7 protein-coding genes are annotated in these 11923 nt (G+C 41.3%); 4 read left to right on the forward strand and 3 right to left on the reverse strand.

All coding sequences use genetic code 11. From position 1 onward, the window contains the following. Positions 1 to 152 precede the first annotated feature (152 nt). The 4 genes from recQ to N7U62_RS15300 all read left to right on the forward strand — a co-directional run bounded on the left by recQ (position 153) and on the right by N7U62_RS15300 (position 5547). Positions 153 to 2336: a DNA helicase RecQ gene (gene recQ, locus N7U62_RS15285; RefSeq protein WP_264138868.1), complete on the forward strand. Its 2184-nt coding sequence runs from the start codon at positions 153 to 155 to the stop codon at positions 2334 to 2336. Between the two features lie 84 nt (positions 2337 to 2420). Next, positions 2421 to 3704 (forward strand): phosphoribosylamine--glycine ligase, encoded by a 1284-nt coding sequence (gene purD, locus N7U62_RS15290; protein ID WP_264138869.1) that lies wholly within the window; start codon positions 2421 to 2423, stop codon positions 3702 to 3704. 83 nt (positions 3705 to 3787) lie between these two features. Further along, positions 3788 to 5071 (forward strand): PSP1 domain-containing protein, encoded by a 1284-nt coding sequence (locus N7U62_RS15295; RefSeq protein WP_264138870.1) that lies wholly within the window; start codon positions 3788 to 3790, stop codon positions 5069 to 5071. After that, complete coding sequence (locus N7U62_RS15300) at positions 5068 to 5547, forward strand: gliding motility lipoprotein GldH (RefSeq protein ID WP_264138872.1); 480 nt, start codon at positions 5068 to 5070, stop codon at positions 5545 to 5547. Before N7U62_RS15295 ends, N7U62_RS15300 begins: the two co-directional genes overlap by 4 nt. Here N7U62_RS15300 and N7U62_RS15305 read toward each other — a convergent pair. From N7U62_RS15305 to N7U62_RS15315, 3 genes are read right to left on the reverse strand one after another with little or no spacing between them, the layout of a single operon-like run. Further along, positions 5544 to 9584 (reverse strand): AAA domain-containing protein, encoded by a 4041-nt coding sequence (locus N7U62_RS15305; protein ID WP_264138873.1) that lies wholly within the window; start codon positions 9582 to 9584, stop codon positions 5544 to 5546. The two genes, N7U62_RS15300 and N7U62_RS15305, sit on opposite strands and share 4 nt — an antisense overlap. Before the next feature lie 58 nt (positions 9585 to 9642). Beyond that, complete coding sequence (locus N7U62_RS15310) at positions 9643 to 10632, reverse strand: ComEA family DNA-binding protein (protein ID WP_264138874.1); 990 nt, start codon at positions 10630 to 10632, stop codon at positions 9643 to 9645. Then, positions 10607 to 11908, reverse strand: coding sequence for a hypothetical protein (locus N7U62_RS15315; RefSeq protein WP_264138875.1), 1302 nt, complete (start codon positions 11906 to 11908; stop codon positions 10607 to 10609). The genes N7U62_RS15310 and N7U62_RS15315 overlap by 26 nt, the downstream gene beginning before the upstream one ends. Positions 11909 to 11923: the final 15 nt, after the last annotated feature.

The following is an 11923-nucleotide window of genomic DNA, read 5'->3' on the forward strand; positions in this document are numbered from 1 at the left end:
AGGCAAATATAACAGGCTTATTGAGCACAGGAGGCAGAAGTGAAAAAAGTTATTACGAGAAAAATTTTGGTTCAATTAAATGTCAGAACATAAATACCATTCCAATTTCAATGGATTATGGTTAAATTATGTGACATTAAACAATAAGTATAATGGTTGTTAATCAGGAGGAACAACTTCGTGAACAACTGAAGAAAACCTTTGGGTTCAGTAATTTTCGAGGAAATCAAGCGGATATTATCAACAATATCCTAAATGGAAGAAACACTTTCGTTCTTATGCCAACTGGTGCTGGGAAATCGCTGTGCTATCAGCTCCCCGCAACTATCAAAGAGGGAACAGCCATAGTTATTTCTCCTTTGATCGCTTTGATGAAAAATCAGGTGGATCAGTTGAATGCATTTGGTATAAACGCTCAGTTCCTAAACTCTACGCTCAACAAAACGGAAATGAAAAGGGTCAAAAAAGAGACTCTTGAAGGAGAAGTTAAGCTCCTATATGTTGCTCCGGAATCTTTGACCAAAGAAGAAAATGTAGAATTTTTAAGTCAGGCAAAAATTTCTTTTGTGGCCATCGATGAGGCTCACTGTATTTCCGAATGGGGACATGATTTTCGACCAGAGTATAGAAGGATAAAATCGATAGTAGAACAGTTGGGCAATATTCCAATCATAGCTTTAACCGCTACTGCCACTCCTAAAGTCCAGTTGGACATCCAAAAAAACCTACAAATGGAGGATGCAGATGTTTTCAAATCTTCCTTTAATAGGACGAATCTCTATTATGAAATTCGCCCTAAGGTTGATGTAAACAAACAGCTGATCCGATTTGTAAAGGAACACAAAGGAAAATCAGGAGTCATTTATTGCTTGAGCAGAAAGAAGGTAGTAGAAATTGCTGAATTACTCAAAGTAAATGGCATCAATGCAGCTCCCTACCATGCGGGTCTAGACGGTTCTGTTCGCATGAAGAACCAGGATGATTTTCTCAACGAAGATGTAGATGTAATTGTAGCGACCATAGCATTTGGGATGGGCATTGACAAGCCAGATGTTCGCTTCGTGATCCACTATGACACACCAAAATCACTAGAGGGCTACTATCAAGAAACCGGACGGGCAGGAAGAGATGGCCTGGAAGGTAAATGCATCATGTTTTACAGCCTGGATGACATTATCAAACTAGAAAAATTCAACAAAGACAAACCGGTAACTGAGCGCGAGAATGCCAAATTGCTACTGGAAGAAATGTCATCCTATGCAGAATCTTCTGTTTGTCGTAGAAAACAGCTTCTGCATTATTTTGGCGAGGAGTACACCGATAGCAATTGCTCAGAAGAGGGCATGTGCGACAACTGTGCTCACCCCAAAGAGATATTTGAAGGAAAAGACTACATCCAACATGCCATTGATATAGCTGGAAAGACAGAGGAAAGATTTGGCATCAAACATATTGTCAATGTCGCCAGAGGGATCGAAAGCCAATATGTAAAAAGCTATAGCCATGACAAATTAGATGTATTTGGAATTGGCAAAGACGACACAGAAGTGTTTTGGAGATCGGTAGTGAGACAAGCGCTTCTCAATGAATTTCTTGAAAAGGACATTGAGAATATTGGTATCTTAAGGGTAACAGATAAGGGCAGGGAATTCTTGAAAAATCCTTACTCGATTCAGCTTTCCAAAGACCACGATTACATAGCTGAAGAACTCGAACATGAGGAAAAATCGGCAGTGAAGGCTCACGACAAAGAGTTATTTGAACTCCTGAAGAACCTCAGAAAAAAGGTAGCCAAACAAAAAAATCTACCTCCTTATGTGATTTTTCAAGATCCATCGCTCGAAGAAATGGCAACAACCTTCCCAACTAGCAATGATGATCTGGCTCAGATCAACGGAGTGGGTATGGGTAAAGTGATGAAGTTCGGAAAGCCTTTCATAGACTTGATCGCTAATTATGTAGAGGAAAATGACCTAACAACTGCATCAGATGTAGTAATCAAATCAGCTGTTAACAAATCCAAAATCAAGATCTTTCTGATTCAGCAAATCGACCGAAAAGTAGATTTGGAGGAAATTGCCGAAATCAAAAACATGAGCTTTGATGATATTCTTATTGAAATAGAAAACATCTGTTACTCAGGCACCAAGTTGAATTTGGATTACTACATCGACTCTTTCATTGATGAAGAAAGGCAGGATGACCTGCTGGACTACTTCCTGACAGCAGACACTGACGATCTGGATGTAGCAATGGACGAATTGGAGGATGATGGATATAGCGAAGAAGAAGTAAGGCTCATGCGGATCAAATTCATGTCTGAATATGCGAATTAATTCTTTTTTGAATTAATCCTGCAGCATGTGGCGGATAAGTAAATTCAGTTAATTTTGCGAGTCGAAATCAAAGCAAAATAGAAGATGAATGTACTTGTCATAGGCTCAGGAGGAAGAGAACACACCCTAATTTGGAAAATCAAACAAAGTCCACTTTGTGGAGACATTTATGCTGCGCCTGGTAATGCTGGCACTAAAGATTTAGCGGTTAACCTTCCATTTGGCGTCAATGATTTTGAACAAATCGCAAGTGCAGTTCTGGAACACAACATCGAATTGGTGGTAGTAGGTCCGGAAGAGCCTTTGGTAAAAGGAATTCGCGATTACTTCACCTCTCGCGAAGACTTGAAAGACATTCTGCTAGTCGGTCCTGAAGAAAAAGGTGCTCGTCTAGAAGGTAGCAAAGACTACTCAAAGGACTTCATGCAAAGACATGGCGTTCCAACTGCTGGTGCCAAAACCATCACCAAAGAAAATATTAAAGAAGGCAAGGCTTTCCTTCAAGAAGTGGAAGCTCCTTATGTCCTAAAAGCCGATGGCTTGGCTGCTGGAAAAGGTGTGATCATTACAGAAGACATCAAAGAAGCTGAGGACACGTTAGACGAAATGCTGGCTGGAAAATTCGGAGACGCAAGTAGCAAAGTTTTGATCGAGGAGTACCTACATGGCATTGAGCTTTCCGTTTTTGTATTGACTGATGGCAAAGACTATTTGATCCTTCCAGAAGCCAAGGATTATAAACGAATCGGCGATGGTGATACTGGACCAAATACTGGAGGTATGGGAGCCGTTTCACCTGTTCCTTTTGCCGATGAAGCCTTTATGAAAAGAGTCGAAGAGAAAGTAATCAAGCCAACTGTAGCCGGATTGGCCAAAGATAATATCGACTATGTTGGCTTTATTTTTATCGGATTGATGAACAAGGATGGTGAACCTAACGTGATCGAGTACAACGTACGAATGGGGGATCCAGAAACACAGGCTGTTTTGCCAAGAATCAAATCTGATTTGCTACAGCATTTGATTGCAGCCGCAAAAAAGGAACTTAAAAATGAAACGATAGAGTTTTCAAATGAGACTGCAACAACAGTGGTCGCAGTAGCTGGCGGATATCCTGGGTCCTATGAAAAAGGCACTCCAATTTCAGGATTTGATCAAATAAAAGAAGGCATTGTGTTTCATGCAGGAACCAAAGAAAATGATGGCCAAGTAGTGACTAACGGAGGGCGTGTGATTGCCGCAACAACTCTGGCAGGATCGATCCAAGAAGCCCTTAAAGGTTCTTATGCCAATTTAGAAAAAATCGACTGGGACGGCATGAATTACAGAAAAGATATCGGTCAGGACCTTTTACCCTACATTTCGTAACATCTGCAGCGATCAAAGTACGGCCCTGCTTTTAACCTTGTAAATCTTCATTATATTTAGGGCTATCTAAATCAATAGAATCTATGTCAGGATGTAGTTCGTGTGGAGTACTAACAGCAGCAGACGGCCAGGTCAAGGGCTGTCAGAATAATGGTGGCTGTAGTAGCGGAGGATGCAACAAAATGAATGTCTTCGACTGGTTATCCAATATGGATCAACCTGTAGAGTCCAGGTTCGACATTCTAGAAGTTCGCTTCAAAAATGGACGCAAAGACTTCTTCCGAAACTCTAACGATCTAGAAATCTACCCTGGCGATGCGGTGGTCGTAGATGTGCCTAATGGCCATCATCTAGGTCACGTATCCTTACAGGGCGAGCTTGTAAGGTTGCAGATGCAAAAAAAGAAAGTCAAAAACAACGATGACATTCGTAGCATCTATCGCCTGGCCAATCAAAAGGATTTAGAAAAATTTGAATCAGTAAAAAAACGCGAAAACCCAACACTCTTCAGAACTCGTGAGATCATAGACCAACTTGATCTGAAAATGAAGCTCACGGACATCGAATATCAGGCTGACAACTCAAAAGCAACTTTTTATTATTCGGCAGACGAAAGAGTCGATTTTAGAGAGTTGATCAAGCAACTAGCTGCTGAGTTTAAAATTCGCGTCGAGATGCGTCAGATTAGCCTAAGACAAGAAGCCAGTCGACTAGGAGGTATCGGTTCTTGTGGTCGGGAATTGTGCTGTTCTACCTGGTTGTCAGAATTCAAGAGTGTATCGACCTCTGCCGCGAGATATCAAAACCTTTCATTGAACCCAAGCAAACTTTCAGGTCAGTGTGGTCGCTTAAAGTGCTGTCTCAATTACGAGCTGGAAACATACATGGAGGCACTGGAGCATATCCCGAAAGTAGAAAAAGGCTTGCTAACAGAAAAAGGAGAGGCACGCTTGCAAAAGACGGATATCTTTAGAAAAATCATGTGGTTTGGCTACAAGAACGACAATGCATGGATCCCTCTGGATACAGAAAGAGTAATCGAGATTCAAAAACAAAATGCGGAAGGTAAAAAACCAGAAACACTTTTAGAAGATTCCAAAGGAGGCCAAAACAACGAGTTCCAATCTTTGAATAGCGACTTGGAACAAATGGATAAGAAATTCAAAAAGAAATCCAAATCTGGCCCAAGCAAGAAGAGAAAAAATAAGAATAAAAAGAAATTCAATAAGCCTAAGGGACAGGAGCAAACACCACAAGCCACACAGGTTCAAAAACCTGATAATCCGACTGCTACAAACAAACCAAAGGGCAAAAAAAGAAGGAAGAAGAAGCCAAACAAAAACTTTAAGAAACCAGATCAATCATGATAAAACACCTGTTGTTAATTTGCTGCACTGCAGTTGCTATTGCACTATATTCATGCTCTGGAGGTACGCTTATTGATCAAAGTCAGGATATGTCTGAAGGTGTATGGCACGTAGACTCTTTGGCTAGTTTCGATTATGTGATAGAGGATACCACTCTTAAATATGACATCTCCTATCTGGTCAGGTATGCCGTTGACTATCCTTATTACAACTTATATGTGACCTATTATCTGGAGGATTCCGTTGGGAATATTCTAAACTCACAACAACAGGAGCTGATTCTATTTGACAAAACCACAGGACAGCCTCTAGGTACTGGCTTAGGGGATTTGTATGATCGGGAGGTCAAAATTTTTGAGGATTACACTTTTGACCAAACCATGAAATACCATTTTAAAGTCAAGCATTACATGCGCATGCAAGAGCTTCCGGGCATTCTATCCTTTGGATTAAAAGTAACTGAAAACGAAGATTAATTCTCCTCTTTGATGTTTCGGGAGATGAGTCGGTTGATTCTTTCCTTGACATGATCTGGGTCCACCCAAAGCTGCCTACTGTAGATTCTGGTAAAAGGCCATTTCTTTTGTCTTAGATTAAACTCACGATATACATGGGCATCTTTGACAGATACTGACTGTCGATAGTCGTCATCATCTGTCAGAACTGCACCCACATAATCCTTCCCTTCTCTAATCGTAAGATCAATATTGGGATAATGCTGTATAAGGTCGACATTTTTGAAATGCTCGTAACCGAGTTCAGCTAGGCGTGTCTTTAGATACCATGCTTCCGAATGCGGGGTATCACGAGAATCATAGTGCAGCAACTCCTTATTCGAGATCTTATGGGCATATTCAAGATATTTCTTCAGCAGCTTTGGCCCTTCATTTTTGGCATCTTCAACCCGCAGCTGCTGAGGGTGAATACTTGACACCAAATATATTTTTTCTCGTGCTCTGGTAATTGCTACATTCAGCCTATTTTCCCCACCATCCGCATTCAAGCTACCAAACTGCATATTCATCTTACCTGTCAAATCAGGAGCATAGACAGTAGAAAAAATGATCACATCCTTTTCATCCCCCTGGATATTTTCGATGTTCTTTACAATTAATGATTCCGGAATCAGGAAATCTTGAGCCACCGCATAATTCTCCAAATACTCCATGATGAAAAGCTGCTGTCGGGAATTGAAAGTCACGATTCCTATTTCTATATCAGGCCTTTCTTCAAGCAATTTTTTTGTTAGTCGACAAACCTGCTCTGCTTCTACTTCATTGCTATTCTTTTCCCAGACCCCATCTACCTTCATATATTCTATCGCAGGTTCATGGCGATTGACCTCCTCGAAATCAGGTAACATCTTTAGCCTCTCACCATAAAAATGTTCATTAGAAAAACGAATCAAATCAAGACTCTTACTTCGATAGTGACCGTTGAGTTGAACAGACATGATGTACTGACTCGCCAGATTCAACAAAGAATCAAATTCGAGCTCTGGAAGCTCCTCCTCATTTTCTTCTTCCCATCGCACTTGATAGAGGTCGTTGGGTTTTAGCTGCTTGTCATCACCTGCGATTACCACCTGTTTTCCTCTGTACATGGCTGGAAGACCATTTTCGACGAAACATTGAGAGGCCTCATCAAATATTACAAGGTCGAACATTTTCTCCATGGGAAAAATGGCGGAAACGGATTCAGGTGAAGCCAGCCAACAAGGCATCAAATCAAAAATCTCCCGAGGAAAATTGGCCATCAATTTTCTCACTGGCCAGATTCTTCTTTTTTTGGTGACCTGATGAAACAATTCTCGATAGGTGACCATATTGTTGAGGCGGTTGTACTCAGCGTTTTTATATACACGCTCTCTCGCTTTGATCAGCAATATTTCGTTGCTCAACCTCAGCTTTTCGCGCACACAGTCCTGAAGTTCCGCCTGCAGTTCCTCCAACTTACTCGAACTTACTGCACGTAGGATAGGGTACTTGAGCTCGATGTGATCGATCCATGCTAGCCTTAGAGAATTCAAAAACAACTGCTGCCATATATCAGAATCGATTTCCTCTGATTCGTCCTTCAGCTTTTCAATCACGCCTCTTTCCTCTTCCCTCAGGTTTTCACTCAGGAGGTCAAATTCACAGAGAGAATCAAAGTCCTTTTTCAGAGTGGACAACAAAAACTCCGTATCCACCTGCTTAGAAAAAACCTCTCGCATTTGAGGAATGCTAAAATGCTCCAGCCACTTATCCAGTTTCTCAGCTATCGGTTTCAGAGAGGTTACCAGCTTCTTTAGTTTCTCTGTATAGGTATTTTCATCATGTGATTCGAGACTTATGTAATCTCTCAGGGGCCTCACTTGATTGAGAAGATCTCTTGCTTCTATCGTTTGTTTTTGGAAGAAGAACCAGTTCTGAACATTGATGCGATTGTAGGTTTCTGGCAAACGATTCAATCCTTCTCTGTCTTTGAATTTTGAGAAATTATGTTCCAGATTAAGCCGGTTGTCGACCATCTGAACCAAACGACTAAAATCCTCCTTATTGTTCTTCATCTGGTTGGCTACCAGCACTCGCGTGATAAAAATTTTGTCCTTGGAGAAAAACTTCCACATAAACCATTTGAAGATGTTTTGCCGCGCATCAATACCTCTTTCCAAAACCTCCTGAAACCTTCCCAATTCAGCACTTTGCAGTGACAATTCCGGTCCAGCCCCTTTAAAGAATTGCATAGCGATTTTTTCCACATCGATCACCTCCTTCTTAGTGATGGGACGTATGGTATTCTTTTGCAAACGAAGCACACCATTATATACCTCAGACTCATATAGCAACTCGGACAGGTGGTTTATCTCTTCCTGCTTGTCGATGATCTCTACTGCATCTTCAAACTTCAGCTTCTTTCCAACAGATTTCTCAGTCACGGTTTCTAATACATGAATATAACTCTCCATTTCATCCAGATCTTTGATCATGGTATTGAGGTCGGTCATATTCATTTTGGCAAATGACTTTCGCTTGTACCAGGCATATCTCTCATTCAAGAAGCGAGAAGCATACTGCCCGTATGACTTTATTTTCTTTAATAAATCATCGACCTTATCAAAGGTGATATTTCTATATTCTTGATTAAGAGGAAAGGCCCTGGCATTCGGATCGGAAGACAAATAAAGCTCTTTGACCGACACGCCGCATTCTTTTTCATCAAACAAAGCGGTCATGAACTCCTCCAGTTCCTCCTCGATTTGATCTATCCTGCGACTGGTTTTGAGAAAACTTCTTTCAATCTGAATGGCATCCAGAGAATTGTTCATGCTCATGTAGTCCTCCAACCGATTGACCTGTCCCTCTAGCTGTTCGTAGATGGGCTTTCTATCATTTTTAAAATCATGAAGTAAACCCAAAAAACGATCTAATTGCTTTTCTTTCAGACGCTGAAAAACTACATCCAGAGCTGCCTTTTTTTGACTTACCACGAGCACGTTTTTGCCTCTGGCTATGTAGTCTGCCACGAGGTTACAAATCAACTGCGACTTGCCCGTTCCGGGAGGGCCCTGTACTACTGCAGAATTCCCTTTTTTGATAGCCTTGATCGCATTCTCCTGATAGGCGTCCATTTTGAAAGGAGTGAAAGTCTGATCTTCCTTCACCTTTTTCAAAAACCGGTAGTAAGAGGCAGAACCTTTTTCTTCATCCACTGACTCATCCAGGTTTCTTTCAAGAAAAAATTCCTCCAGGTTTTTATATCTGTCCTGTTGCTGGAGCGTCAAATAATCCGGGACCAAATAAGACCCTGCTTGTGGAAAAATCCCCAAAACCGCCTCTGGAAACAGTTTTAAAACTCCTTCTTTTTCATGAAGCTCCAAATCCTGTCTTTTGAAGTCTTCAAAGCGCCTAAGTATATCCTGAAAATTATCCTGATTAAAATTGATTTCAAGGTTGTGCTCCTTTAGCAATTCATACAGGTCTGTTCTGAAACCCTGGCTTTCACGATCAAAATCATCGAATACACGTTCCAAAAGAGCCTCATCTAAGGGAAGTGAGTTGTAGAATGAATAGGCCAGTACAAAAGATTTGTTCAGCGTGATGTTTACATCCTTTCGGAATTTCAAGGACCATTGCTTCTCATCTGACTCCAAGGTGACTGGAAAAAACATAAGTGGGCAACGAACCAAAGTACCGTCATTGAATTTGCCTTTGACGAACGGCCAGCCAATGTAGAGATCTTTTGCCCCCCGCTCTTCGAAGACCATTCGATCTATACGTTGCAACCTTTTCAAACGGGTAGACAGCCGATTACTATCAGCATCGCGACTATCCTGAATACTACACAATGGAATCTTGGACTTACGTGCTATCACTCCCTCTAAAACTTCAAATGAAGGGGCGTTAAGAGCAAAATCAAAATCATGGAGGTCGACAAATTGCTCTCTCAACAATTTCATCAGAAGCAATGAACGATTGTTGCCCGAAAGATTGGTTAGACGTAACAGGTATGACTTAAGTATCTCTTGCATAGCGAAGCTTCAAATCCTAAAATAAGGAAGTGCCGGGACATTACATCGGCATCCTGATTTAATCTGAAATTTTTAAATAGGGCTGAAGTCTTTCAAAATCCTCTTGGGTCAAGATATAGATTTTTCTCAACTCCTCTAAGGATTGGTAATCACCATGTTGATTTCTGTATTTGACTATGGCATTCGCTAGTTTGTAATCCATGTAGGGGTGTTTCGAAAGTGTTTCCTGATCTGCCGCATTCACATTCAGTTGCCTAATATTTTGCACTTCGAAACGCGTATTGTCAATGATCAAATCTGCCACGCTGTCTTTCATGTAATATATTTCATAGATCTGCATACGATCGACAAATCCTCCCAGCGCCTCTCGATAGTTCACCACTTTATTGGACCAATAAGAACCTATTCCCCTGATGCTTTGCAATTGGGCGGTATCCGCCAGGTTCAATTCATATATGGTCTTTTCTTTTGCCGGAGACGCTGACTTGGTAGAGGAGTTCTCACTAGACTTCCAGCTCGGATTATTATCTCTAACAGGCCTCTTATATGTTCTTTGTTTTTCCGGGAATATCATCCATTTTGCTATCTCATCCACACGACTTTCGTCTATTCCATAGATGGCCTTCACATCCTCTACCTCCCAAAACTTCCCTCCTTTATCCAGGTATTTCCTGATTCTGGCAGCTATATAGGGCTTAAAACCCAACTGCTCCCATCTTTCGGCACTTATTATATTGGGATCAAAACGCTCAGTAATTTCAAATTGATTCTCCTTTTGAGTAAGAGAGGCTTCAATCTCCTTTTTCCACTCAACCAATATCGCTTCATCGATTTCCGAAGAGTCATCGGGTTGTGAGAGCAAATACATTTTGTAAAACCGGGGAAGTACAAGCACTAAAATCAGCAAAGGGATGAGGACAAAAAAGCCTCTGATTTCGTGGCTGGAAAAACCGAAGTATCGGCGGAGATAGTTGGCAATTCGGCTGGTCATCCATCTAAAATAATGAATTCGGAAAGAAATCCTAAGGGATAGAATCCTTTCTTTCATAAGCTCCGATGTCCGGAAACTCATCTCTTGGGGTACCCAATAGATCCATCGTGATGCTAGAAACAGCTGCCGAATCTCTGGCGGGAGACAAAGAATCGATCTGGAAATTGTAAAAGGCAGGCGAATAAAACTCTGGGTAATTGCGCCCTTGAGCGATATAATTGCCTAATGTCACCCAATCTTCATTTTCAGACTTAATCAGGTTTTTGTTGAGCAAAATGGTAACATTCGACTGACCCGAAGCAGCGATTAACAATTCTTCATCTTCCTCACCCCAGATGATCGAATTGGTCATCTCCAGATTCAAATCCTCCACCAATGTATTTCCATCTCCCAAATCGATATAATCTGATAATATCACCGAAGGAATATCTCTAGTATAAAGGTTAGGTTCATTCGAAAAGGTACAGTGCTCATACTTGTAGTTGCCCCCGATGTAGTTGCCCAGCAACTCTGCCTGACAGTTGAAGACCTCCGTATTATAGGCATAAATATCCGAGGTAAATGCCAATATCCCCGATGAAGACATATGACCGATACTGGTATTGGATACCACTAAATCATACTCATCATCATCATCCGGACTCCCAACTCGTAGACCAATTACTCCATTTCTGATTTCTGCATGATCAATCAGATTGTCCTTGCTTCCTTCTAAAAATAAAATGGTATTCCACTGTCCGGGTGCAATATCGTAGTTGTCATCAAAGCGAGTATTTCTAATGAGCACCTTATCTTCTGCTGTTCCTTGTATCTGCAACGTACCTGCAATAGCCAGAGCAGAATTATTATCTATCAAAATTCTGGCCCCTGGCTCAACTGTCAATCGGCAATTCTCCGCAACTAGCACTGTATCATATAGCACATAGGGTTTTCCTGCTGTCCAGACTGCATCGCATTCTATGACCTCACGGTCGTAGAAATTAGCATCCTGACCCCAGGCTACCAGCTTCACATGATCCTGATTCTGATTATAATCAAATACTACTGAATCCTTCACCAAGTAGGGCAAGTCCTCGTCCATGGGATCAATCAAAACCTCAACCAACACCAGCAAACTATCCTTACCAAATATCACTTCATGATCAAAGCGCTCTTTTTTAATTCCGTTTACAGTCAAGGAATAAGGAGAATCATTCAATCGCCCCAGCGAAAGTTGATTGATCTCAACGGCATGCTTATGGGGATTATAAACTCGAAATCTTCGCGTAATACTGGCTACACTACTCAGTAGGGTATCGAATCGAACCGTATCAGTGGAAAACTGAAGTTGCATCGAGCTGTCTCTTGA

Origin of the sequence: Reichenbachiella ulvae, from assembly GCF_025833875.1 — a bacterium.
In the GTDB taxonomy this organism is placed as follows: Bacteria; Bacteroidota; Bacteroidia; order Cytophagales; family Cyclobacteriaceae; genus Reichenbachiella; species Reichenbachiella ulvae.